This window comes from Algoriphagus algorifonticola, from assembly GCF_007655305.1.
Lineage (GTDB): Bacteria > Bacteroidota > Bacteroidia > Cytophagales > Cyclobacteriaceae > Algoriphagus > Algoriphagus algorifonticola.
In genome coordinates this window covers 16,739-41,539 of sequence record NZ_VLOG01000021.1, presented here as the reverse complement: position 1 = coordinate 41,539, position 24,801 = coordinate 16,739, and the positions used below count along the sequence as shown (strand labels likewise).

20 protein-coding genes, 1 tRNA gene and 1 riboswitch are annotated in these 24,801 nt (G+C 39.1%); of the genes, 18 read left to right on the top strand and 3 right to left on the bottom strand.

Annotation, left to right across the window (positions count from 1 at the left end):
* Window position 1: 1 nt before the first annotated feature.
* The 9 genes from FL972_RS05115 (at window position 2) to FL972_RS05075 (ending at window position 10,420) form a co-directional block, all read left to right on the top strand.
* Window positions 2–1,135 carry an aspartate aminotransferase family protein gene (locus FL972_RS05115; RefSeq protein ID WP_144604009.1) on the top strand — a complete coding sequence of 378 codons (1,134 nt, stop codon included), beginning with the start codon at window positions 2–4 and terminating at the stop codon, window positions 1,133–1,135.
* Between the two features lie 9 nt (window positions 1,136–1,144).
* Complete coding sequence (locus FL972_RS05110) at window positions 1,145–2,101, top strand: Rossmann-fold NAD(P)-binding domain-containing protein (protein WP_144604008.1); 957 nt, start codon at window positions 1,145–1,147, stop codon at window positions 2,099–2,101.
* Between the two features lie 15 nt (window positions 2,102–2,116).
* Entirely contained in the window at window positions 2,117–2,917 is an 801-nt protein-coding gene (gene argB, locus FL972_RS05105) for an acetylglutamate kinase (RefSeq protein WP_144604007.1), read from the top strand.
* Window positions 2,917–4,005, top strand: coding sequence for a M20/M25/M40 family metallo-hydrolase (locus FL972_RS05100; RefSeq protein ID WP_144604006.1), 1,089 nt, complete (start codon window positions 2,917–2,919; stop codon window positions 4,003–4,005). The genes argB and FL972_RS05100 overlap by 1 nt, the downstream gene beginning before the upstream one ends.
* Before the next feature lie 95 nt (window positions 4,006–4,100).
* Complete coding sequence (argH, locus tag FL972_RS05095) at window positions 4,101–5,435, top strand: argininosuccinate lyase (protein WP_144604005.1); 1,335 nt, start codon at window positions 4,101–4,103, stop codon at window positions 5,433–5,435.
* A 92-nt stretch (window positions 5,436–5,527) separates the two neighbouring features.
* Window positions 5,528–7,069, top strand: coding sequence for a SulP family inorganic anion transporter (locus tag FL972_RS05090; RefSeq protein ID WP_144604004.1), 1,542 nt, complete (start codon window positions 5,528–5,530; stop codon window positions 7,067–7,069).
* Window positions 7,066–7,719 carry a carbonate dehydratase gene (can, locus tag FL972_RS05085; RefSeq protein WP_091650840.1) on the top strand — a complete coding sequence of 218 codons (654 nt, stop codon included), beginning with the start codon at window positions 7,066–7,068 and terminating at the stop codon, window positions 7,717–7,719. The genes FL972_RS05090 and can overlap by 4 nt, the downstream gene beginning before the upstream one ends.
* 83 nt (window positions 7,720–7,802) lie before the next feature.
* Window positions 7,803–7,916: riboswitch (SAM riboswitch) on the top strand.
* Between the two features lie 142 nt (window positions 7,917–8,058).
* The gene (locus FL972_RS05080; protein ID WP_144604003.1) at window positions 8,059–9,360 is read left to right on the top strand and encodes an O-acetylhomoserine aminocarboxypropyltransferase/cysteine synthase family protein; all 1,302 of its coding nucleotides are present in this window, start codon (window positions 8,059–8,061) and stop codon (window positions 9,358–9,360) included.
* Window positions 9,361–9,367: 7 nt separating this feature from the next.
* Window positions 9,368–10,420: a homoserine O-acetyltransferase family protein gene (locus FL972_RS05075; RefSeq protein ID WP_144604002.1), complete on the top strand. Its 1,053-nt coding sequence runs from the start codon at window positions 9,368–9,370 to the stop codon at window positions 10,418–10,420.
* Between the two features lie 1,326 nt (window positions 10,421–11,746).
* Here FL972_RS05075 and FL972_RS05070 read toward each other — a convergent pair.
* Window positions 11,747–12,190 carry a DUF2147 domain-containing protein gene (locus tag FL972_RS05070; RefSeq protein WP_144604001.1) on the bottom strand — a complete coding sequence of 148 codons (444 nt, stop codon included), beginning with the start codon at window positions 12,188–12,190 and terminating at the stop codon, window positions 11,747–11,749.
* Window positions 12,191–12,238: 48 nt separating this feature from the next.
* On the opposite strand from FL972_RS05070, the gene pdeM reads away from it, so the two are divergent.
* The 9 genes from pdeM (at window position 12,239) to FL972_RS05025 (ending at window position 20,749) form a co-directional block, all read left to right on the top strand.
* On the top strand, window positions 12,239–12,913 hold the full coding sequence (pdeM, locus tag FL972_RS05065; protein ID WP_250161286.1) for a ligase-associated DNA damage response endonuclease PdeM: 675 nt from the start codon (window positions 12,239–12,241) through the stop codon (window positions 12,911–12,913).
* 57 nt (window positions 12,914–12,970) lie between these two features.
* Window positions 12,971–13,861, top strand: a complete 891-nt coding sequence (locus tag FL972_RS05060; protein WP_144604049.1) for a cell division protein FtsX — start codon at window positions 12,971–12,973, stop codon at window positions 13,859–13,861.
* Window position 13,862: 1 nt separating this feature from the next.
* Window positions 13,863–14,075 carry a DUF3098 domain-containing protein gene (locus FL972_RS05055; protein WP_144604000.1) on the top strand — a complete coding sequence of 71 codons (213 nt, stop codon included), beginning with the start codon at window positions 13,863–13,865 and terminating at the stop codon, window positions 14,073–14,075.
* A gap of 20 nt (window positions 14,076–14,095) precedes the next feature.
* A complete protein-coding gene (gene truB, locus FL972_RS05050; RefSeq protein ID WP_144603999.1) occupies window positions 14,096–14,782 on the top strand; it encodes a tRNA pseudouridine(55) synthase TruB in 687 nt (228 codons plus the stop codon).
* Window positions 14,769–15,692, top strand: a complete 924-nt coding sequence (locus tag FL972_RS05045; protein WP_144603998.1) for a bifunctional riboflavin kinase/FAD synthetase — start codon at window positions 14,769–14,771, stop codon at window positions 15,690–15,692. The genes truB and FL972_RS05045 overlap by 14 nt, the downstream gene beginning before the upstream one ends.
* A gap of 10 nt (window positions 15,693–15,702) precedes the next feature.
* Window positions 15,703–16,407, top strand: a complete 705-nt coding sequence (locus tag FL972_RS05040; protein WP_144603997.1) for a CoA transferase subunit A — start codon at window positions 15,703–15,705, stop codon at window positions 16,405–16,407.
* Between the two features lie 18 nt (window positions 16,408–16,425).
* Window positions 16,426–17,082, top strand: coding sequence for a 3-oxoacid CoA-transferase subunit B (locus tag FL972_RS05035; RefSeq protein WP_144603996.1), 657 nt, complete (start codon window positions 16,426–16,428; stop codon window positions 17,080–17,082).
* A gap of 60 nt (window positions 17,083–17,142) precedes the next feature.
* Window positions 17,143–17,484 carry a gliding motility protein GldC gene (gldC, locus tag FL972_RS05030; protein ID WP_144603995.1) on the top strand — a complete coding sequence of 114 codons (342 nt, stop codon included), beginning with the start codon at window positions 17,143–17,145 and terminating at the stop codon, window positions 17,482–17,484.
* Window positions 17,485–17,788: 304 nt separating this feature from the next.
* A complete protein-coding gene (locus tag FL972_RS05025) occupies window positions 17,789–20,749 on the top strand; it encodes a TonB-dependent receptor (RefSeq protein WP_144603994.1) in 2,961 nt (986 codons plus the stop codon).
* A 391-nt stretch (window positions 20,750–21,140) separates the two neighbouring features.
* Here the strand turns inward: FL972_RS05025 and FL972_RS05020 are convergent, their stop codons facing one another.
* Together FL972_RS05020 and FL972_RS05015 are read right to left on the bottom strand one after the other, a co-directional pair.
* Window positions 21,141–24,560, bottom strand: a complete 3,420-nt coding sequence (locus tag FL972_RS05020) for a HEAT repeat domain-containing protein (RefSeq protein ID WP_144603993.1) — start codon at window positions 24,558–24,560, stop codon at window positions 21,141–21,143.
* Between the two features lie 176 nt (window positions 24,561–24,736).
* A tRNA-Glu gene (locus FL972_RS05015) sits at window positions 24,737–24,801 on the bottom strand.

The window sequence follows — 24,801 nt, the reverse complement described above, 5'->3', positions numbered from 1 at the left end:
AATGAATTTATTTGATGTATATCCCCTAATTCCAGTGACTATCGCTAAGGCAGAGGGGTCAAAACTTTGGGATGATGAAGGAAATCAATATTTGGATTTGTATGGTGGTCATGCAGTAATTTCTATCGGGCATACACATCCGCATTATGTGAAGAGGATTCAGGATCAATTGAATCAAATTGCATTTTATTCAAACTCTATTCAGATCCCAATCCAAAAAGCCTATGCAGCTAAGTTGGGAGAATTGTCTTGCTTGCACCAGTACCAATTATTCTTGTGCAACTCAGGAGCTGAAGCGAATGAAAATGCGATCAAAATGGCCTCCTTCGCAACTGGAAAATCAGGTTTTATTGCTTATTCTGGTTCATTTCATGGTAGAACCTCCGGAGCGGTGGCTTTGACAGATAATCCAAAAATTGTTGCTCCCTGCAATGAAAGATCCGATTTCCATATTCTTCCTTTTGGGGATTTGGATGCTACTGAGGAGCTTTTAAAATCAGAATCCATCGCTGGAATAATCATCGAAGGCATTCAGGGCGTTGGTGGAATTCAAGTACCTTCTTCATCCTTTTTGAAGGGATTGGATAAGCTTTGCAAAGCTTATGGGGCTAAGCTGATTTTGGATGAAGTACAATCTGGGTTTAGTCGAACTGGCCGTTTTTTCGCTCATCAGTGGGTAGAGGGATTGATGCCTGATTTGATTACCATGGCTAAGGGAATGGGAAATGGATTTCCTATTGGGGGTCTGCTTATTTCCCCTGAATTCAAATCAAGTTATGGCTTGCTAGGAACCACTTTTGGAGGGAATCATTTAGCCTGTGCTGCTGGATTAGCTGTTTTGGAAGTTATTGAAAAAGAGGGATTGCAAAACAAAGCCTTGGAGCTAGGTGACAAATTGATAGAAGAGCTAAAAGCCATCCCACAGATTCAGGAAGTCAGGGGAAAAGGCTTGATGATTGGAATTGATTTAGATAGGGATGCAGGACCTGTTCGTTCTGAATTAGTATCTAAATACAAAATTTTTACTGGTTCTGCTGCAAATAAACAGACTATTCGTCTTCTACCACCCTTGTCCATTGAATGGAATCAGTTAAATTCGTTTATAGTCGCAATAAAAGAAATCCTAAGTAATTAACCTTTTTCAATGAATTCTGAATTAAATCACTTCACCAAATTTGAATCTAAAGAACTGGGATCCAAACTGATTGAATCAGCCTTATCCTACAAAGCTGATCCCAGAAAAGATATTTCTAAAGGAACTGGAAAAAGGATCGGATGTATTTTTTTAAATCCTTCTTTAAGAACTCGAGTTTCTACCCAACTGGCAGCCCAAAACCTCGGAATGGAACCCATAGTCCTAAATATGGATAAGGAAGGTTGGGCATTGGAAATGAAGGAAGGTGCTATCATGAATAAAGGTACTGTCGAGCATATCAAAGATGCAGCAGGAGTCTTGGGTTCCTATTTTGATATGTTGGCAATCAGGGCTTTTCCGACGTTAACCAATAGAGAAGAAGATATCAATGATTTTGCCTTTGGGCAGTTTGTGAAATATTCCGGTAAGCCTGTTATCAGTCTGGAGTCAGCGATTAGGCATCCTTTACAGAGTTTAGCAGATCAGATTACTATTCAGGAAAATTTAGAAAATATAAAAAAGCCAAAGGTTGTATTAACCTGGGCGCCCCATATTAAAGCTATTCCTCATGCGGTTGCAAATAGTTTTGCTGAATGGACTTTGGGTATGGGCCATGATTTAACGATCACCCATCCTGAGGGATACGAACTTGACCCTATGTTCACTCAAGGTGCGAAAATCGAGCATGATCAGTCAAGAGCATTGGAAGATGCAGACTTTGTGTACGTTAAAAACTGGTCTTCCTTCAACGATTATGGGAAAATCCTTTCCACGGATCCTAAATGGATGCTGACTGAAAGGCATTTGAAAAATGCACCTGATGCCAAGGTGATGCATTGTTTGCCAGTAAGACGGAACTTGGAACTTTCTGATGAGATTTTGGATGGCTCAAGATCTTTGGTTCAGAGGCAGGCAGAAAACAGAATTTATGCTGCTCAATCCGTGATAAGCCATATATTAGGATAGTATATACTCAAGCCTATGAAAATCAGTGTAATTAAAATCGGCGGAAATGTGATCGATTTTCCGGAAAAACTCGATGAGTTTTTGGGGCAATTTGCCAAGTTTCCTGGTCATAAAATCCTGGTTCATGGTGGAGGTATTATGGCTTCGAGGTTTGGTGAATCTCTGGGAGTGATGCCTGAAATGGTGGATGGAAGAAGGATTACAGACAAGGATACTCTCGATGTGGTCACTATGGTTTATGCTGGACTCATCAATAAAAATATCGTAGCAAAACTTCAGGCTCGACATGTCAATGGCATTGGAATGAGTGGAGCAGATGGTAATATTATCCGTTCCAAAAAGAGACCTGTCAAAGGAATTGATTACGGATATGTAGGTGATATTGAAGAAGTTGATACAGATTTGATAAAGCACTTATTGATTGGAGGTCTAGTTCCTGTGCTGAATGCTATTACCCATGATCGGAAAGGACAATTGCTTAATACCAATGCTGATAGCATTGCTTCTGCATTGGCAACCAGTCTTGCAAAAGACCATGAGGTCAAGCTTTATTTTTGCTTTAACAAAAGCGGCGTTTTGATCGACGAGAAGAATGAATCTTCAATTATCCCCAGAATCAATGAAGACATTTATGCTGAACTCAAGCAGGAAAATGTCATCCATTCAGGAATGATACCTAAATTGGACAATGCCTTTGCAGCGCTTCATAAAGGAGTACATCATGTTTGGATTGGAAAGGCGGAGAATTTATTGCTTTCCACTAAAGGCAAACTTTCAGGAACAATTATAGAAAGCCATAAATACGATCTTTTTTAATGGAAATTCAGGATAGCATCGTTCAGGATTGCATTCAGTTGCTAAAAGATTTAATAGCTACACCTTCCTACAGCAAGCAAGAGGAAGATACTGCTACATTGCTTAGCCGCTTTCTTATCAAAAAGGAAATTGAATTTGAAAGAAAGTATAATAACATAATGGCTTATGCCAATGGGGTTGATCCTGATAAACCCACTATTTGGCTTAATTCCCACCATGATACTGTTAGACCAAACGCAGGATATACCAAGGATCCATTTTCTCCCATTATTGAAGATGGTAAACTTTTTGGCTTAGGATCAAATGATGCGGGAGGGCCTTTAGTAAGCATAATTGCCTGCTTTCTTCATTTTGTGGGAAAAGAGATGCCATTTAATATTCTATTGATAGCATCTGCAGAAGAAGAGATTTCAGGTAAAAATGGAATAGAATCTCTAGTCCCTATCTTACCAGAAGCTGAATTGGCTATAGTCGGTGAACCCACTCTGATGAAAATGGCTATTGCTGAAAAAGGTTTGATGGTGATCGATGCCACTGTGAAAGGTAAGGCAGGGCATGCAGCAAGAGAAGAAGGTATCAATGCTATTTATTTAGCGGTCAATGATTTGCAGAAAATCAGGGACTTCAGGTTCAAAAGAACTTCCAAATTTCTTGGTAAGTCTAAAGTCTCAGCAACTATCATTCATTCCGGTACACAGCATAATGTTGTCCCCGATACTTGCGAATATACACTCGATGTGAGAGTTACTGATGCTTATACTTTAGAAGAGGCATTGGAAGAATTAAAGGAGAATCTCAATGCAGAACTCAAGCCTAGATCTCTCCGACTTCAAAGCTCTAAGGTTCCTCAAAAACATCCCATACTGACAGTTGGAATCAAACTAGGTATGGACACCTACGGCAGCCCAACGCTTTCAGATCAGGCCTTAATCCCCTATCCTTCCATCAAAATTGGACCTGGGGATTCTGCTAGATCTCACACCGCTGATGAATTTATTTACATACAAGAGATTGAAAAGGGAATCTTGGATTATATCCTGATTTTAGAAAAATACGCAGAATTAAAAACATCCAATTTGTCAAACTGAACTAATCATTGAAACATCTTTCCAATCCTTAATCGTATGGGCATAATTGGAAATTTATTTAAAATTGATTGACAAATACATCAAACCATAAGCACATGAAAATTTGGCAAAAAGCCACTGGAAGCAAAAAAGAAGTAGAATCCTTTACCATTGGAAGAGATCCTGAATTTGATAGTATCCTCGCTCCTTTTGATGTTTTGGGATCTATGGCACACGCTGCTATGCTCCAGAAAATTGGACTTTTGACTGAGGAAGAAAATACCACGCTTCAGCAGGGACTTAAAGAAATATATTTTGAGATCGAGAAAGGTAAATTCAAAATTGAAGCCGGAGTTGAAGATGTTCATTCTCAGGTAGAATTTTTATTGACTGAGCGCTATGGTGATGTAGGAAAAAAGCTACATTCAGGGAGAAGCCGAAACGATCAGGTTTTGGTGGATTTGAAACTATACTATAGGGCTGCTATCCGGGATTTGGTCGAGGCGAGCGCTGAATTATCTGAGCTTTTACTTTCCCTTTCTAAAAAGCATCAATCCGATTTAATGCCTGGCTACACTCATACGCAACTGGCTATGCCTTCCAGCTTTGGTTTATGGTTTAGTTCATTTGCTGAAGGTATCAGTGAGGACTTGAGTTTGATGAAAGCAGCATTTGATCTGTGCAATAAAAACCCTTTAGGCTCTGCAGCAGGTTATGGTTCGAGTTTTCCCTTAGACCGAACTATGACTTCAGAGCTATTGGGATTTGCGGACCTTCATCACAATGTGATCAATGCTCAAAACAGTCGCGGAAAAACTGAAAGAACCTTAGCCTTTGCTATGGCAGGTATGGCAGGAACTTTAAACCGCATGGCTGATGATGTGTGTATTTTTATGAATCAGCATTTTGGTTTTATTTCCTTTCCGGATGATTTGACAACAGGATCCAGTATCATGCCCCATAAAAAGAACCCGGATGTTTTTGAACTCATTCGCGCTAAAACCAATCAAATTCAGGCCGTTCCCAATACTGTTTCCCTCCTACTGACCAACTCTACCACCGGTTATCATCGGGATTTACAGCTATTAAAAGAGGAGATTTTTCCTGCAATAGCTTCACTTCAATCCTGTCTGGAAATGACTACCTTCATGCTGAAGTCCATTAAAGTTCAATCAGGAATTTTGAAAGATGAATTCTATAAGCATTTGTTTTCTGTAGAGGTAGTCAATGATTTAGTGTTGAAAGGAATGCCTTTCAGAGATGCTTATAAAAAAGTAGGCTTGGATATAGAAAAAGGAGATTTTAGCCCTGATCAAAACTCACTAAATCATGTTCATGAAGGGAGTATCGGGAATTTGAATCTGACCGAGATTCAAGAGAAAAATGAAAAAGCAGTAGCACAATTTAACTTTGAAAAAATAGACGAAGCATACAAGAAACTTTTGTCGTAGTGTGACAGAATATTTGTTAGGGTTTTTCTTTTTTTAGTAAAATTTATTTTTGTTATAAAGAAAATTTATAAACTTTAGACAAACCCATCACCATGAAAACCAATTATTTTGGTTCCACCCTTTCCGCTGATATAAAAGCCAGTTTGGTCGTCTTTCTGGTTGCATTACCCTTATGTTTAGGTATAGCTGTAGCCAGTGGAGCCCCCCCTATGTCTGGTTTGATTGCCGGAATTATTGGAGGTATTGTGGTAGGTTCATTGTCTGGATCTCATGTAAGTGTCAGTGGTCCTGCTGCAGGTTTAACCGTGATCGTTTTAGATGCAATTTCATCATTGGGTACCTTCGAACTTTTTCTTGCAGCAGTAGTAATGGCAGGGGTAATCCAGCTGATTTTGGGATTTTTAAAGGCTGGAGTTTTAGGATATTATTTTCCCCACTCAGTAATCAAAGGAATGCTAACCGCTATTGGCTTAATTTTGATCCTAAAGCAAATTCCACATGCATTAGGCTGGGACAAAGATTTAATGGGAGATCTTGCTTTTCGTCAAATGGATGAGCAAAATACATTTTCAGAAATCTGGTATGCCATACAATATTTCAGTCCCGGAGCGATTCCAATTGTTCTAGTTGCTTTGGGACTAATTATCTTTTTTGAGAAGCCTAAGATCAAAAACCATAAAATTTTCGGTTTAGTACCTGGAGCCTTGTGGGCTGTAATAGCAGGGATTTTAATCAATCAGTTATATGGAATAATTAGGCCATCATGGAAATTAGATGAAGAGCACTTAGTATCTATACCGGATGTAGATCAACTTTCAGATTTGAGTAGTTTGGTCACCTTTCCTGATTTTGGAATGATAGGCTCACTTGATTTCTGGCTTATAGCAGTAACAGTAGCTGTGATCGCTAGTATAGAAACTCTTTTAAGCTTGGAGGCAGGTGATAAAATGGACCCACAAAAAAGGCTTTCCCCTTCTTCCCGAGAGCTTGTTGCACAAGGTGCAGGTAATACCCTTTCAGGATTAATAGGTGGTCTTCCTGTGACAGCTGTGATTGTACGTACTACTGCCAATATTACCTCAGGGGCTAAAACAAAGCTTTCTGCCATTTGCCATGGGATACTTTTGCTAGTATTAGTCATTGGTATCGCCGAATTACTTAATTTGATACCCTTAAGCTGTTTGGCTGCTGTACTTTTCTTTGTTGGATATAAACTGGCAAAGCCATCAGTCTTTGTTCACGAGTATGAAAAAGGCATGAATCAGTTTATTCCATTTATGGTCACCATCAGTGCCATCCTCTTTACCGATTTGCTAATAGGCATCGGGATTGGGATGATATTTGGAATCTTTTTCGTTATTCGAACCAATTATCAAAAGTCAGTTTCAGTGACTGAATTGGATGGAATGTATTTGGTTAAGCTGCAAAAGGACGTTTCATTTCTGAATAAAGCCCCTTTGATGAGGCATTTGGCTGAAATTCCAAATGGAAGTGATGTCGTCTTAAATGCTACAAGGGCCAGATTTATAGATCATGATATACAGGAGGTTTTAAATGATTTCATTGAGACTTCTACTGATAAAAATATCACCATTACCATTGAAGGATTTAATTATAAATTGAAAGAATCATGAACCAGTACGAGAAACTCTTATTACAAAATAAAGCTTGGTCCGAAGAAAAGACAGAGTTGGATCATGAATACTTTTCAAGAAATGCTACTCAGCAAAGGCCCAAGTTCCTATGGATTGGATGCTCTGACAGCCGAGTTCCTGCCAATGAAATCACGGGAACAGACCCTGGAGAAATTTTCGTGCATAGAAATATTGCCAATATGGTAGTGCACACTGATCTAAATTTGCTTTCAGTTCTTCAATATGCCGTTGAGGTCCTTCAGGTGGAACACATCATTGTATGCGGACATTATGGATGCGGAGGTGTGGAAGCGGCAATTTCAAATTTTCACCTTGGATTGATCAATAAGTGGTTGAGAAATATAAAGGAAGTCTATTTCAATAATCAAGAAGAACTTGATTCCATTGAGGACCATAGTGAAAAAGTAAATAAGTTGGTTGAATACAATGTAATCGAACAATGCCAAGATTTGATTAAAACCTCCATCGTACAAAGAGCATGGATGGAAAGGAAGGCACCTGAGATTCATGGTTGGGCCTATGGGTTAAAGGATGGATTGGTGAAGGAGTTAATCAATATTAAACCTGATTTTGAAAACATTAATCCTATTTTCCGTTACAATCAAGATCAATTGAAACACTTACATTAATTTGATTCGAATTGAGGAATCTCTTTGAATTCTGAGATTCTTCATTTTTATTTGCATCATCCTTTCACTTTTTAAGGTGCTAGGATTTATAAAGAAGAGGTAAGAGACAGGCTCTATGACCCTCTGGCAACCTTCCGTAACGTCGGAAAGGTGCCAATTCCTGCCGATTGAGAAGGTCTCAATTGGAACTATAAATTCTCTGCAATATGATTAAAGGATATTCCCCCCTATTTCAGGTTACTTCCCTTTTTTCTTTCAGAGCATTTATGCTTTAAGGATTCTGCTTTGCCTAATCCTGGATTACAGTTTTTATTTAAAACCCTTTAAACCCTATTACTTATGTCTACTTACAGATTTGAGACCCTTCAGCTTCATGCTGGACAAGAACCTGACCCTTCAACGAATGCAAGGGCCGTCCCTATTTATCAAACTACTTCATACACTTTCAATTCCGCAGAGCATGGAGCCAATCTATTTGGGTTGAAAGAATTTGGAAACATCTACACCAGGATTATGAATCCTACCACCGATGTTTTTGAAAAAAGATTGGCAGCTCTGGAAGGTGGTGTTGCAGCTGTAGCTTCTGCATCAGGCCAGGCAGCACAATTTCTTGCATTGAATAATATTCTGCAGGCAGGTGAAAACTTCGTTTCGACTTCTTTCTTATATGGTGGAACTTACAATCAATTTAAAGTTGCTTTCAAAAGAATTGGGATAGAAGCAAGATTTGCAAAAGGAGATAACCCTGAGGCTTTTGAAAAACTAATAGATCAAAAGACCAAGGCAATTTACTTGGAAACAATTGGTAATCCTGAATTTAATATTCCTGATTTTGATGCAATCGCGGCAGTTGCCAAAAAACATGATATCCCTCTAATAGTAGATAATACTTTCGGAGCTGGAGGTTATTTATTTAATCCAATTGCTCACGGCGCCAATGTGGTTACTTCCTCTGCTACCAAATGGATTGGTGGGCATGGAACCTCCATTGGAGGAATCATTGTGGATGCTGGCAACTATAACTGGGGGAATGGCAAGTTTCCTCAATTCTCCGAGCCATCAGAAGGTTATCATGGATTGAATTTCTGGGAAGTATTTGGAGAAAATAATCCACTGGGACTTCCCAATATAGCATTTGCCATTAGGGCAAGAGTAGAAGGCCTCCGGGATTTCGGACCGGCATTAAGCCCATTTAATTCATTCTTGTTATTACAAGGTTTGGAGACACTTTCCCTGAGAGTACAAAGAACTGTAGATAATGCTCTAGCATTGGCAAAATGGCTTGAATCTCACCCAAAAGTTCAGAAAGTAAATTACCCCGGTCTTGAATCTTCTCCCTATCATCAGCTAGCAAAGAAATATCTGAAAAATGGCTATGGAGGTGTTTTGAGCTTTGAAATTAAAGGAAATAAAGAGCAGACATCTGCTGTAATCAATTCTCTGAAATTGATCTCTCACCTAGCGAATGTAGGTGATGCAAAGACCTTAATAATCCAACCTTCAGCCACTACGCATCAGCAACTTTCTGAGGAGGAACAAAAAGCTGCGGGAGTTACTCCTACCCTGTTGAGAATCTCATTGGGAATAGAGCACATCGAAGATATCAAGTCGGACCTTCAACAAGCCTTTGATTCGATTTAATTAAAAAATGAACCTTACTAGTCAATACGCATCGATTACCATGTCTTTGGAATTATTTCAGTCTACCAAACCCCTGGCTTTAGAGTCAGGGGAATATCTTTCGGAGTTTGAGCTTGCTTACACAACCTACGGCAATTTGAATTCAGACAAATCTAATGTAGTCTGGGTGGTTCATGCATTAACAGGAGACTCCAATGTGACTGATTGGTGGAGTGGGCTTATCGGGGAAGATAAATTCTTTGATCCTTCAGACCATTTCATAATCTGCGCCAACTTATTGGGTTCAAATTACGGTTCAACCAATCCCTTGAGTATTAACCCTGGGACTAGGGAGCCTTATTATTATGAGTTTCCTCACATTACTCCAAGAGATTTGGCTAATTCTCTTGAAAGGCTTAGAAGTCATCTCAAGCTTGAAAAAATTCACACCTTAATCGGTGGTTCCTTGGGAGGACAGGTAGCTTTGGAATGGGCTTATTCTTTAGGGAATAAGCTTGAAAACTTAGTAGTCTTGGCTTCTACAGCCAAATCTTCTCCTTGGGTGATCGGATTTAATGAAACTCAAAGAATGGCTATAGAATCAGATTGCACCTGGGGAGAAAAAAGTGAATTTGCAGGTCTCAAAGGGCTGGAAACGGCTCGTGCGATTGCAATGCTGAGTTATAGGCATCCCTCTGATTTGCAGAAAAAGCAATTGGATAATGATCACAGACTGGATCACTTTAAAGCCTCTTCTTACCTCCGCTATCAAGGTCAAAAACTAGCCAAAAGATTTAACGCTTTGTCCTATTGGGTTCTTTCCAAGAGTATGGATAGCCAAGACTTGGGGAGAGGCAGAGGAGGTTTGGAATCCGCTTTGCAACAAATCGAAGCAAGGGTTTTGACTGTTGGAGTAAATAGTGATTTACTGTTTTTACCGGAAGAATCCCAGTTTATCTCCAAACATGTTAAACGCGGGACCTATAAGGAAATTCAATCAACAGCCGGCCATGATGCTTTTTTGATTGAGTTTGATCAATTGAGTTATTTGCTTCAGTCTTTCTATTTGGAGAAAAATTAGGCTTCGATTTCGCTCAGCCTGAAAGGAATCAGAATCTGTCATCGATAGCTAGTCCAAAGGATAATTTTCAGGAATATAGCTTGGTGGGGCTTCGACTCCGCTTAGCAGGTCATTAATTACGCCATTTGAAAGTGGAGTCGAGGGATCCTCGACTCTACTCTTTGATTTCGTTGCCAGACGGAGATTATAGGCCAGCGCTGGGAAAGGGCCTTCATTTAGGTTCAGGGGTTAAAACCCTTCCGGCCGTGGCGGGGCTATTGTATTTGATCCTCCTAGGGAGGTATTTCTAGGGGTCCGAATAGAGGTTTATGTTGCCGAAGGCATATCTTAAAAATTATCTTTTAGGTATCTTTTAATTATTTCGCCGAAGGCGTATTTTAATCTATTTCCATTGTGTTTCTCGAATGTCTTACTGGCACAATGATTTCGTTTCCAAACGGAGATTGTGCGCCAGCGCTGGGGGTGGATCGGTGTACCATGATCCGTGGGTTAAAACCCACGGCTATTTAATTGTCCGCTCCTTTGGAGCTTTTACTGCGGATCCGAATCAAGGTATATCTGCCGAAGGCATTTCTTGATTCTATCTTGAAATTATCTTTTTGTTACTTTTCCAATATTTCGCCACAGGCATATTTCTATTTATTTCCACTGTATTTCCATTTATATCTTGCCGAAGGCAAATCTTAAAAATTATCTTTTAGGTGTCTTTTAATTATTTCGCCGAAGGCGTATTTCTTTTATTTCTACTGTATTTCTCTAAAGTTCCATACCTACGGCATGGAGATGGGTTTGTGCTCATTTTGCTACCGAGCTAAAATCCCTTCGGGATTGGGTATTCCCACAATGTTTTTCGGATATCTTGCTGGCACGTTGGTATCGTTTTTTATTGGAGATTTTGCGCCAGCGCTGGAGGATAATTTATCTTCTTTACCTCGGGTTGCACCTGAGGCTATTGAGGGGTTTAAGCCCTTCAGGCTTCTGTTATAGTGGCCAAAACTGAGGAAAGTGAACATTGAACCATGAACAATTGAACTAATAATCCCATCAATAATATCCAAAAGCTTTGAGCTTCAATTACTCAATTAACCAATTACACAATTACTCTTTTTCAAGCCGAAGGCGTATTTCTTTTATTTCTATTGTATTTCTCAAAAATCCCCCTGCCCCCTTTGCTAAAGGAAGTTTTCCTAAACTAAGTTTACACTTCCAAAGGGGGAATTGATCCGTATCTTGCCGAAGGCATATCTTAAAAAATATCTTTTAGGTGTCTTTTAATGATTTCACTGAAGGCGTATTTCTTTTATTCCTACCGTATTTCTATTTGAATTATTTATTTACTCTGGTCCACTCCACGGTTCTTCCAATCCAGGAAAAGCCCATGTATCCTTTTACCTCTAAAACATCCTTTGATTTCAGTCTGATTTCGCAAGAATAGGTATTCCCTGATTTTGGATCATAAATCTTTCCTCCCTTCCAAATTCCGTCTTTGTAGAATAAACCTTCCAAGATAGTTAAGCCCATCAAAGGCCTTTGCTGGAGTTTTTTATCATCATTTTCCACATCCTTTGCAGGCTCACCATTTTTAATAGGCTCTTTTAGCCAGGATATTTTTCCTAAAAATGCACCATCTTTTTCCATGATATCTACTTGGGCTGTTTTCTCAGTATTATACCAAGTGCCCAGGATTTCATCTCTACTTTGTCCGAATGAAGAAAAGGCAGCAATTAGAAAAAAAGTGAATAATAAGGAAGCTAATTGTCGTGATTTCATAAAAACTCTGTTTTTAAAATTTTAATCGATTTAGATTTGAACTGTTAATTGAAAATAGGAGAAAAGGATTTGAGACAGGTAAGATTAGATCATAATGGTACGACATTATTTTTGATGAAAGAAAAGGTTGTATACCATCAAAATACAAGAACTTTTTTTATTTCTGATGTCCATTTTGGAAAAGCCGCTCATTTCAGAAAGTCAGGTATTCCTATCCCTGAGCCTATACACAAGGTTGATTTAGAAACTCTCAGTCTTCTATTTGATGAGTTTTCCCCTATTTCAGTCTATTTTTTGGGTGATTTATTTCACAGCGACTGGAATGGCCAATGGGACATATTAATGGACTTTTTGGAAACCTATCCGGCGATCAACTTTCATTTGGTACAGGGGAATCATGATATTCTTCCTCCCTCTTTTTATAAAAATTGTCCCATAGCCATTCACAAGCAACCTGTGTTTTTAGAAAATTTAATTTTAAGTCATGAACCTTTAGAGGATTTTTCCGAAGGATATTTGAATCTTTGTGGGCATATTCATCCCGGGATTAGGCTCCGAGGAATGGGTAGGCAATCCCTCAGATTGTCCTGCTTTTATTTGGAAAACAATCAGTTGATTTTGCCTGCTTTTGGAAGTTTCACAGGATTGGCTTTGATCAAGCCGGGAAAAGAGGCTAAAGTTTATGGTATTACATCAGAAAAAGTGATTCCATTGCTTTCCTAAAACAAATTGGCAAAATCCTTGGGGATGGTTAGCTTTGATGTGAATTATAAAAACTCCATGGGAAATTATCCAAGAAAGAAAAAAACCTTAGGGCATTTTAAATTTGGAAGTGTACTTTTTAGCACTACCCTTTCCTTATTTATAGTTGGTTTATTTGGCGTGATCCTGATCCAGGCCAAATCTCTTTCCAGCATGATCCGCGAAAATGTGGAGATTCAGGTCTTTTTGGATAAAAATCTGAATGATGATGAAATTTCAGCTATTCGAAAAAATCTGTCCAGCAGGCCTTTTATTTTGAGAAAGGCAGATACTCTTGGTTTGAGGTTTATTTCTGATGAAGAGGCGGCAGCAGCTTTTATTGAAAGTACCGGTGAAGATTTTACCAAATTTCTCGAGGATAATCCATTGAGAGATAGTTTTGTGCTTTCCATAGCTGAAGAGTTTCAGACCACCGAACAAATCAATGAAATCAGCAAAGAGTTAGAGGGCGTTTCAGGTGTCTTCGAAGTTTCCTATATGACTGACTTGGTGGATTCTATCAATAAAAACCTCTTGAAAGTTAGTATCGTGATGGGAGCCTTTATCCTGATTTTGGTGATCACCGTAATTATGTTGATTAATAATACGATCAGGTTGGCACTTTTCTCACAGCGATTTTTGATTCGATCTATGCAGTTGGTTGGAGCTACTAGAGGGTTTATTAGAAAACCTTTCCTGCTAAGATCATGGATATTTGGAATGCTTGCAGGTGCTTTTGCATCCTTGATCCTATTTGGCTTAATCACCTATGCTAAATCAGCCATTGAGGGTTTTGCTTTGCTACAAAATCAAGAATTGATGTTGATCCTATTTGGAATATTGATAGTAGTAGGCGGAATTCTTTCTGTATTAAGTACCTTGCGGGCAGTTAATAAGTATTTAAATATGACTTTAGACGAATTATATTGATATGAGCAAAGCATCTTTTCCTTTTTCGAAAAAGAATTACAAACTGATGTTCATTGGGATCGGGATGATCGCTTTGGGTTTTATTTTAATCGGTTTGGATCCCGAACCTCATGGAAATGGAGTTTTGGGGTTAACCATTGGGCCAATCATTACCTTAGCTGGTTTTATTTTTCAATTTTATGCCATTTTGGCCAAAACCGAGAAAAACAGCTGAATTTATATTCAGTATAACTTATGCAAGAAGTACCCTACGGCGAAGTTTTCTTAATCAATAAGCCGCTCGAATGGACCTCCTTTGATGTGGTGAAAAAAGTGCGAAATGCACTGAAAATCAAGAAAGTGGGACATGCCGGAACATTAGACCCCCTAGCCACAGGCTTATTGATTGTTTGTGCTGGTAAAATGACCAAGCAAATAGAAAGCTTTATGGGGCAGGAAAAAGAATACGAAGGCACCTTTGTATTAGGGGAAACCACAGAATCCTTTGATCTGGAAAAGCCTATAGAATTTGTGGCTGATGCTTCTGAAATAAAATTGGAAGACGTAAAAAGAGCCGCAGCTGAGTTGACAGGTAATATACTCCAAGTCCCTCCTATGCATTCAGCTATCAAAGTTGATGGAAAACGGGTGTATGAATCGGCCCGAAAAGGTTTGGAGGTTAAAATGGAACCTAGACCCGTGGAAGTTCGGGAATTTGAAATTTTAAGCTATCAGGATCGGGAAGTTAAGTTTAGAATTTCTTGCTCAAAAGGAACCTATATCCGAAGTTTAGCCAGAGATCTTGGCGAGATTCTGAAAGTAGGTGCTTATATGAGTTCACTTTGCAGAACCCGCATTGGTGATTTCAAACTTTCAGAAGCTAAAGAGCTTTTACCTTTAATAGAAGAAATCAAAGCCCGAAAAGCGAATGAAAATTTATGAAGGTCTAAATGAATTTTTGCCGGTTACTAATCCGGTTGTGACCAGTGGTACTTTTGACGGGGTGCATTTAGGGCATCAGAAAATATTACAAAGAATACGGGAAATTGCCCGTTCTATCAATGGGGAAACAGTGCTGATTACTTTTTGGCCGCATCCTAGATTAGTACTTTATCCTCAGGAGCACAAGCTGAGACTACTGAGTACTTTTGAAGAAAAGGCTAAACTTCTAAGACAATTTGGTATAGACCATTTGGTGACTATACCTTTTACCAAAGAGTTTTCCCAGCTGAGTTCCAGGGAATTTATTGATCAAGTACTGGTAGAAAAAATTCAAACCAGAAAACTGGTAATTGGCTATGATCACAGATTTGGTAAAAATAGAGAGGGCTCTTTTGAGTATTTGAAACAAAACAGTGCTGAATTTGGCTTCGAGCTGGAAGAGATCTCCAGGCAAGATGTGGATGAAATTGGAGTTTCCAGCACCAAAATAAGAAAGGCACTAGAGTCAGGAGACATAGAAACCTCCAATTCCTATTTGGGCCGACCCTATGAATTAAATGGTTTGGTGATCAAAGGACAGCAAATTGGTAGATCCATCGGATTCCCCACCGCCAATATTCATATCCCTAATGATTATAAACTCATTCCAAAAGATGGCGTTTATGCAGTAGAGACTTCTGTCAACGGTAGTATTTATAAATCTATGCTGAACATCGGTAATAGACCAACAGTGGATGGAAACAAAAAAACGGTTGAGGCTCACCTTTTTGATTTTCAGGGAGACCTGTATGATAAACAGCTGACCATCTATCTAAAGGCTTATTTGAGAGAGGAGCAAAAATTTGAGAACTTAGAGGCATTAAAAGAGCAGCTGCTCAAAGATCAGCAGCGGGCAAAATCAATACTATAAACCCAATATAATGATCAATAAAACCGTAAAAGACGCTAAAGAGGCTGTAGCTGATATTCCGAGCGGAGCTTTCCTGATGATGGGAGGCTTTGGATTAAGTGGAATACCTGAAAATTGCATTTCAGCCTTATTAGAAAGAGACATCAAGGATTTGACGATAGTTTCTAATAATGCCGGAGTGGATGACTTTGGTATAGGACTTCTTTTGAAGAAGAAAATGGTCAAGAAGATGATTTCCAGTTATGTGGGTGAAAATGCAGAGTTTGAGCGACAATTATTGAGTGGAGAGCTGGAAGTAGATTTGATTCCTCAAGGTACCCTAGCAGAAAGAGTTCGTGCTGGTGGAGCTGGCATTCCCGCCTTTTTTACTCCGGCAGGAGTTGGAACAGAGGTAGCCGAAGGAAAAGAAATCAGAGAATTTGATGGGAAATTATATTTAATGGAGAGATGGCTTCGGGCTGATTTTTCTTTGGTAAAAGCTTGGAAAGGAGATACTTCCGGTAATTTGATTTTCAAAGGGACAGCCAGAAATTTCAACCCTATGATGGCAGCGGCAGGAAAAATCTGTATTGCAGAGGTAGAAGAATTGGTTCCGGCAGGTGAATTGAATCCAAACGAAATCCATACACCAGGGATTTATGTGCAGCGGATTTTTGAAGGAAAGAACTATGAGAAAAGAATAGAGCAACGCACAGTATCTCAGGCCAAATCTTGATATAAACCCATTGAAATCATGCTAAGCAAAGAACAAATAGCCCAAAGAATAGCCAAAGAGGTAAAAAACGGACAGTATATCAATTTAGGTATAGGCATTCCAACCCTAGTGGCAAATTATATCCCTGATGAATTGGAAGTTGTGCTGCAATCCGAAAATGGTCTTTTAGGAATAGGCCCCTTCCCTACTGAAGATAAAATTGACCCAGATTTAATTAACGCCGGTAAGCAAACCATTACTATGGTAAAAGGATCTGTACTTTTCAATTCTGCAGAATCTTTTGCGATGATAAGAGGTGGTCATGTGCATTTGACAATATTGGGAGCTATGGAAGTTTCAGAAAACGGAGATATCGCCAATTGGAAAATTCCTGGAAAAATGGTTAAAGGAATGGGGGGCGCAATGGATTTGGTTGCTTCTGCTGAAAACATTATTGTAGCAATGCAGCACTGCTCCAGAGATGGCGCTTCTAAATTATTGAAAGAGTGTTCTCTTCCAATCACAGGTATCAAGTGCGTGAAAAAAATTGTCACAGATTTAGCTGTATTAGAAGTTAGTCCAAAGGGAGGCTTTGTTCTTAAAGAAAGAGCACCTGGCGTGAGTGTAGAAGAAATTCAAGGAAAAACCGAAGGTAAATTGATTGTGGAAGGCGAAATACCTGAAATGGTTTTCTAAAAATATGAAGTTCTGGGAACCTGAGTTCGATAGCTGTGGTTTCCTTCAAAATATTAAAAAATGAAAAAGTCAGATATTAAATTTCAAATCAATTTAGACGATTCTAACATTCCAAAAGATATAATCTGGGATGCTTCTGATAAAGAAGGAGAAGGTGCAGAGTCCACCAAGAGTATCAGTTTGAATGTTTGGGATAATTTGAATCACAGCACACTTCGAATTGATCTTTGGACGGAGGAAATGTCCGTAGCTGAGATGAAGCGATTTTATATTGATATCATTGGAGGAATGGCCCAAACCATTCTGACCAGTACAGGAGACGAATATATGTCTGAAGAAATGAAAGATTTATGCGATAGACTGGTAAAGCATGTGAATGAAGAAAATGCCAAAAGCAGTTGAAAAAAATGATAGCCTGATTTGATCGGGCTATTTTTTTTACTACCACATGTCCTATATTTTTTTTTAGGATTTTTTAATATTTATATACTTTGACTTAAATTTTAATAATTTAAAGAATCTTATTTTTCAGGATTTTCATAAATAGAGTATCAGTTTCCATGGGAGGTATATATTTTCCATTTAAGGGGGAAAATGATTTTTTAATTGAAACCATTGTTTATTCAGTTTTTACCTTAATTTTCGACAAAATATGCAGACTCACCCATCTCTGCGTATACTATTCACTTAAACACCAAAATAGCCTATGAGCAATTTTACACGCAAAATCTACGGAGCCTTTGCAACCTTGGCTTTATTAGTTTCCCTAGGCCTAGGGACAGTGTTTGCACAAACCACAATTTCGGGTACTGTAACTGATGCAGATACTAATGAAACTTTGGTAGGTGTAAACATCCTAGTTAAAGGAAAGGTAATCGGAACCATCACTGATCTATCAGGAAAATTTTCCCTGAATGTCAACCAGGATCCACCTTTTACCTTAATATTCTCCATGGTTGGCTATACCTCTCAAGAAATTGAAGTTACAGGAGGTATGTCCACAATCAATGTAAAACTTTCTGAATCTACAGTTATGGGTCAGGAAGTAGTAATTTCTGCTTCTAGAGTAGAAGAAAGTGTAATGAAGTCTCCGGTTTCTGTAGAGAAGATGGATATCATTGCAATCAGAGATACTCCTTCAGCATCATTTTATGATGCCATCAACAACCTGAAAGGCGTTGACATGATGACTCAAAGTTTGACATTCAGAAGTGTTAATACGAGAGGCTTTGGTTCTAACGGTAACGTAAGAATGGTTCAGCTTATCGATGGAATGGATAATCAGGCTCCTGGTTTGAATTTCTCCGTAGGAAATATCGTAGGTATTTCAGAATTGGACTTGGAAAGTGTTGAGCTAATCCCTGGAGCTGCTTCTGCTTTATATGGACCGAATGCTTTAACAGGATTGTTATTGATGAATAGCAAGAGCCCGTTCCAATATCAAGGTCTAAGTGCTTATGCAAAGACTGGAATTATGAATGAATCCAGTAGAGTTGATAGAAGTGGTCAAGCTCAACCCACCACAGGCATGTATGATGTTGGTATTCGTTATGCAAAAGCGGTTGGAAATAAATTCGCTTACAAAGTCAACCTAAGTTATTTAAGAGCAGATGATTGGCAGGCAAATGATTTTAGAGACCAGAGTTTGTTGAATGGAAATGGATTAGGTCTTGGTTCTCATGAAACCAATATTGGTTACAATGGTGTAAATACTTACGGAGATGAAACCAACGTAAACTTATATAACAGCTTGTTTGCCAATGGTCAGCCAGGTACTGGTCAAGGTGGAACTTCCCCATTCTTAGGCTTTATTGCTACTAATAGAATCCCAGCAGCTGGAAATGCTACACTTCCTCAAATTACTGGATTAAGCCCTCAGCAATTGTTTAACCAAATGGTTCCTTCTGCATCTATGACCAATGTTTCAAGAATTGGTTATAGAGAAAGGGATTTGGCAGATTATGGAACAAAAAGTTTCAAAGGCAATCTTGCCTTACACTATAGATTCAACGATAGAATCGAAGGTATTTTGCAAGGTAATTATGGAACTGGGACAAGTGTTTATACCGGTGCTGACAGATATTCACTACAAAACTTTGCTTTGTACCAAATCAAAGCTGAATTAAAAGCGGATAACTTCTTTGTAAGAGCCTACACAACTCAGGAAAGATCTGGCGATGCATATGCTATCGGAACTTTAGCTGCTTTGGTTAATGAGGCTTGGAAGCCATCAACTACTTGGTATCCTCAATACTTCCAAACTTTTGGAGGCGGATCGTATCAAGTATATGCAACTGCATATTTGACTGCATTACAGCAGGGTGCTAATCCTCAACAAGCTCAGGCAGCAGCAAATGCAGCTGTAGGCTCAAGTGTTGGAGCGCTTCACACAGCTGCTAGAAATACCGCAGACTCAAGTGTAGGAAGCCCTATTGGTTTAGGAAGAGCTGATGTTCAGCCAGGAACTCCAGCTTTCAATTCAATTGTAGAGCAAGTGAAACAAGGACCTATTCCACAAGGTGCAAAATTTGTAGACAAGACAAATCTTTACCACTATGAAGGGATGTACAATTTCAAAAATGAGATTGATTTTGCAGAAGTTATAGTGGGTGGTAACTACAGAGTATATGATCTAAATTCTGAAGGTACTCTATTTGCTCTAAGCGAAAGCGGTGAGGAATTTAATATCAGAGAATTTGGAGGTTATGTTCAAGCTGCAAAAAGCCTTATCGATGACAAACTGAAATTATCAGGTTCCATCAGATATGACAAAAATGAAAACTTCAAAGGACAGTGGTCTCCAAGATTATCCGGAGTTTACTCTGCAGGAAATCATAATTTCAGAGCGTCTTATCAGACAGGCTTTAGAATTCCTACCACTCAAGATCAATACATTGATTTGTTGACTCCTCAAGCTCGATTGATTGGTGGATTGCCATTATTCAGAGAGAAATATGGTCTAGTAGGAACAACATTCACTCTTCAATCAGTATTGGCAGGTAATCCACAGCCTTACACATTTAAAGAGTTTAAGCCAGAGAGAGCAAAAGTTTATGAGTTTGGTTACAAAAGCTTAATCGCTCAAAGATTGCTTCTTGATGCTTCTATTTATTCTACTACCTATATCAACTTTATTGCAGGTCAAGTTATTGTAAAACCAACTGGCCCAGCTTCTAGAGAGGTATATTCCTTGCCAACCAACCTTGATCAAAACATCAATGCATTCGGATGGGCTTTAGGACTTGATTATAAAATTGCCAGAAGCTTCAATTTGGGAGGTAACATTTCTTACAACACGCTAAATGATGCTGGTGATTTATCTAATGAGCAAATTGCATTCAATACACCGGAATATAGATATAACGTATCATTCGGTTATAGAGACTCTAGAAAACCATTTGGATTCAATTTGGTGTATAGATATCAAGATAGCTACTTGTGGCAATCTTCTTTTGTAGGACCAGCAGTAAGAGTTACTGAGCAGAGTATTATGCCTGCTTTCGGAACTTTGGATGCACAAGTCAACTACAAGCTGAAAAACCTTAAGTCTATCTTAAAAATCGGAGGAACAAATATCCTGAATGAAAGCTATCAGTCTAACTGGGGTAACCCAACAGTCGGCGCTTTATACTACATCAGTATTACCTTCGACGAATTCTTGAACTAAGCAAAGAAAATACAATCAACCACCAACCTAAAATCGAAAAGCCACTTCAAAAGAGTGGCTTTTCTTATTTTTCTAGATTTATCTATAATTCAAACTGAAGCAAAACACACAGGAGTAGAAAGCTAGATTTTCTTATTCCCCGACTCCTTTCACCTCCAATAACTTTCCTCCTTTAGATTTTAGTTAAGTCAAACGAGCAGTTCAAATCTTCGCTTTACCCTTAATTTTTTACCAACTTTCAGCCTTCTGACTTCATCTTTGAGACTTTCATTTTCAGCCTTTTTATTTCAGCTTTCATACTTCAGCTTTCACACTTTATACTTCAGCTTTCTGACTTTAGCTTTCAGACTTTCTTTTCAGCTTTCAGACTTTAGCTTTTAGAATTCCACCCCTACTCTTCTTCCCTATTCAAAGTACTCAAGAAACTCACCAAATCCCTGATTTCTCTCTTGCTGAGAAGTTCTCCTTGATTTGGCATACTTGACGGTGCTAATTTTTTGCTTTGAATCTCTGCTTCCGAATAGGTTTTTTCAGGGTTGGATCCAACTTTAATAGTTACTCCAGCTTGACTCTCTCCCAAATAAGTGCCAGTTATGCTTTCCCCATTTTTTAATTCCAATGTAATAAAACCAAAACCAGGCGCTATTCTTTTATTAGGCTCTACGAGCGCAATCAATAATTCCTCTCGACTTAATTTATTGGCCACTCCATTTAACTTAGGTCCAGCGTTTCCACCCATGTCATCATACGCATGGCAACGGATACATTGCGCAGTCTGGTTTTGAAAGAAAATAGATCTCCCGGCCCGTACATTTCCTTCTGCCAATGCTCCAGCAAAGAGTTTCCATGACTCTCCTCCGGTCTTTTGCTCCAGCATTTTGGTAAACTGAGATTTCAATTCATTGGATAAAGTTGCATCGATAGCTTCTTCTAATTCAATCCAAGTGCTACTTGGTAAATCACCTTTAGAGAAGGAAGCCAAAATGGAATTCCATTCCTTAAACGAAGCGCTGTTTTCCATGCTTCCTAGAGTTAATAAAGCCCTTTGCTTTTCCGGACTTGTTCTTTTATCAATAATATCCATCAAGAGGCTAACCTTTTGCTCAGCTGGAATTGACGTTTGGGAAAGTAAGCCCAAGCCTGCAACTCTGACCCCTTGATTACTGTCTTTCATGGCCAAAGTAATAGCCTGAGCTAATTCAGTAGCCTTCATTCTTTCTAAGGCTGTGAGTGCCTCTATTTTCACCGATTCAGAAGGGTCAGTTTTTAATTTGGCTAAGAGGGCTTCCGATGCCTCTTGAATTCCTAACTTACCAATGGCTTTGGCAGCTTCCTTCCTAACTTCCATCTGAGAACTTGATAAGCCAGCGATCAATACATCCTTACTTTTTTCACGAAATAAAGAACCTTCTCTTTTAACCTCTCCACGGAATCTTCCATCCACTCTATCTACAAGAGATGGTTTAACCCAAGTTCCAATTGCAGCTATAGCCTCCAATTTGAGGGGTTCTGGCACATTGCTCCTGGAAATATAAGCCAGTACATGATTTAATTGTTCTTCTCCGCCAATTCGCTGATTTGCACTGATAATTCTTCTAACCAATGGCTCGTTCGTAAATGGAGTTTGATTCAAAAGTGCTGCTAAAGCTGGCATAGCTTCCGTTACTGAAAAATCATCGTGAATCGCCCTCGCAGCTTCAGTTACGATTAACTCCTCCGAGTCTTGTAGGAAATTAACCAAACCGGGACTTTCCAATCTTCTTAAAGCCAAAACAGCTCCCATTCTAACAGCTGCCGAGGGATGATTGGATAAGGCAGTGATTTTAGCTTCTTCACCTATTCTGGCTAATGCCAAACTTGCAGCATGTCTGAGGTAGGCATCTTCATCATTATTTTGTTCCAAAAGATGAATTAATGGTTCAGTAGCACTTTTTTCGGCGGCTCTTCCCAATGCCTCTGCCGCAAAAAACTGAGCTCTTGCATTAGAATCCTTTAGGTTGGCAATTAATTCCTTGCTTGCTTTTTTATAGCGAATATCTCCTAACCATTTAGCTGATTGGGCTTTGATTTCAGGATCTTTGTCTTTTAAAAATGGAACAATCGCATTCGCATAGTCCATTGACTCCATTCTTGCTAATTGACTCAAGCCTACTATCGCGTGGATTCTGGCATATTGGTTCGATTGATCTTTCAAAACTGTCTTAAAAACCTTTGCACCCTTCTCTCCTCTTTTGGCTAATTCGAATTGAGACTTTCTTCGAACTCTCAAATCTTGGTGAAACAGTCTGCTTTGTAATTCAGATTCCTTTAACTTCTTGAAATCGGCCTTAAGCTCCTTTTCAGTATCTTTTTGTAGCTCCCAGTTAATAGCCTCTTCATCCTCCAATTTCCAGATTCTTCCGTAGTTTTTGGTGCCCCAGCCATCAACCCAATCAGCAAAATACAATGCTCCTTCAGGACCAAAATCCATCCCAGTAGGTAATACTCCAGACAAAATTCTTTCCGTTGACTTCAGTTCAAAACTCGCTCCCTTAGGTTCCAAAGTGAACGCATGAATACCAGAATTGGCAGCATTTCCTACAAATTCAACTACAAAGAAATGATCCTTCCATTTGGGGCCTAAACCAGAACCTGGGTTGAAAACCATACCTGTTGGCCCGGATACATAATTGGCAATAGGTGGAGTAATAAAGGCCGCCTGAGATTCCCAACGTGGTACAAAATAGCGCTCGTCCATCCACACCTTATAGCCATTGTTATCAGGATCCCGGTACTTTCCGAATTGCCAGTTGATTCTCCAGCCAGTATCGGAGCCATTAGTTAGGTAGACCAATCTTTCTTTTTCTCCAGGATGATCTCCATCGTTGTCAACGGAAATCAAATTATTATGCGCATCGAAAACAAATTCATGGGTATTTCTGACACCCATGGCAAAAATTTCAAAATCAGAGCCATCTGGATTAGCCCTAGCTATCACTCCTCTATTCGGATATTTCCATTCCTGGCCATCTGGTCCTTTTCCATTAAAACCAATGTCTCCAATTCCCCAGTAAACACGGCCATCAGGCCCCATTTCCAATCCTGACATCCCATGAGCTCCAAATCCAATATGAATCCCATAGCCATGTGAAATGGAGGTTTTATCGTCCATGATACCATCTCCATTTTTGTCAACCAATCTCCACATATCAGGTCCCACACCAACATAGAGCGCATCTTCGCCCATCATCACAGCTCCGGCTACATCAGTCACCTCATCGTTGAAATCCTCTAAGATCAATTGTGAAAAATCTGCAAGCCCATCTCCATCAGTATCTTTTAATTTATAGATATGCTCCTTTTCCACAGTCATGTCTCTCCAATCATGGGAACCGTCACCATTCAAATCTTCTAACCAAGTGTTGAACTCACTTCTTTCTGGAGATAATTCAGCTCTTAGAAATGCTCTTTTGTCTTCAATATTCTGCAAGGCAATGGATCTGATTTCCCAATCCTGATGACCTCTAATATCAAATTCAGAATTTTTCTGTCGGTTTGTTCTGGAATAAAATAATTCCCCCTGATCATTGATATGAATTGAAATTGGGTCATATACCAAGGAATCAACTCCCCAAATAGAGAGCTTGAGACCATCTTTGAGAACAGGATTAATTTGAGCTCTTGCCGCTTCAGCTTGAGGACTGAGTTGCTCTAGGGTAAAAGTTTTGATCCTTAAATCAACCGGCTCTTCTTTTTTACAGGAGGATAAGGTGACAGTTCCAATTAGAAGCAAAGCTGTCAAATTGGAAAATAGGTTTTGGGATTGATGCATATTGACAAATAATAGGTTTGACAAATGCAAAATAATCAAAATGATTAAGGGAGTATTTTCCGTTGATCAAAAATGCTGTAAAACAAAAATCCCGACCAGAAGTCGGGATTTTGTTCACTTTAACCACTAACAACCATAAAACAAAAATGCTTTTAAACTCAGTAAACGAGTTACTTTGGTAGTCCGTACGGGAATCGAACCCGTGTTTCATCCGTGAAAGGGATGCGTCCTAACCCCTAGA

Coding starts and splice junctions, on each gene's coding strand:
- FL972_RS05115 (WP_144604009.1), top strand. CDS start 2: ATGAATTTATTTGATGTATATCCCCTAATTCCAGTGACTATCGCTAAG.
- FL972_RS05110 (WP_144604008.1), top strand. CDS start 1,145: ATGAATTCTGAATTAAATCACTTCACCAAATTTGAATCTAAAGAACTG.
- argB (WP_144604007.1), top strand. CDS start 2,117: ATGAAAATCAGTGTAATTAAAATCGGCGGAAATGTGATCGATTTTCCG.
- FL972_RS05100 (WP_144604006.1), top strand. CDS start 2,917: ATGGAAATTCAGGATAGCATCGTTCAGGATTGCATTCAGTTGCTAAAA.
- argH (WP_144604005.1), top strand. CDS start 4,101: ATGAAAATTTGGCAAAAAGCCACTGGAAGCAAAAAAGAAGTAGAATCC.
- FL972_RS05090 (WP_144604004.1), top strand. CDS start 5,528: ATGAAAACCAATTATTTTGGTTCCACCCTTTCCGCTGATATAAAAGCC.
- can (WP_091650840.1), top strand. CDS start 7,066: ATGAACCAGTACGAGAAACTCTTATTACAAAATAAAGCTTGGTCCGAA.
- FL972_RS05080 (WP_144604003.1), top strand. CDS start 8,059: ATGTCTACTTACAGATTTGAGACCCTTCAGCTTCATGCTGGACAAGAA.
- FL972_RS05075 (WP_144604002.1), top strand. CDS start 9,368: ATGAACCTTACTAGTCAATACGCATCGATTACCATGTCTTTGGAATTA.
- FL972_RS05070 (WP_144604001.1), bottom strand. CDS start 12,190: ATGAAATCACGACAATTAGCTTCCTTATTATTCACTTTTTTTCTAATT.
- FL972_RS05060 (WP_144604049.1), top strand. CDS start 12,971: ATGGGAAATTATCCAAGAAAGAAAAAAACCTTAGGGCATTTTAAATTT.
- FL972_RS05055 (WP_144604000.1), top strand. CDS start 13,863: ATGAGCAAAGCATCTTTTCCTTTTTCGAAAAAGAATTACAAACTGATG.
- truB (WP_144603999.1), top strand. CDS start 14,096: ATGCAAGAAGTACCCTACGGCGAAGTTTTCTTAATCAATAAGCCGCTC.
- FL972_RS05045 (WP_144603998.1), top strand. CDS start 14,769: ATGAAAATTTATGAAGGTCTAAATGAATTTTTGCCGGTTACTAATCCG.
- FL972_RS05040 (WP_144603997.1), top strand. CDS start 15,703: ATGATCAATAAAACCGTAAAAGACGCTAAAGAGGCTGTAGCTGATATT.
- FL972_RS05035 (WP_144603996.1), top strand. CDS start 16,426: ATGCTAAGCAAAGAACAAATAGCCCAAAGAATAGCCAAAGAGGTAAAA.
- gldC (WP_144603995.1), top strand. CDS start 17,143: ATGAAAAAGTCAGATATTAAATTTCAAATCAATTTAGACGATTCTAAC.
- FL972_RS05025 (WP_144603994.1), top strand. CDS start 17,789: ATGAGCAATTTTACACGCAAAATCTACGGAGCCTTTGCAACCTTGGCT.
- FL972_RS05020 (WP_144603993.1), bottom strand. CDS start 24,560: ATGCATCAATCCCAAAACCTATTTTCCAATTTGACAGCTTTGCTTCTA.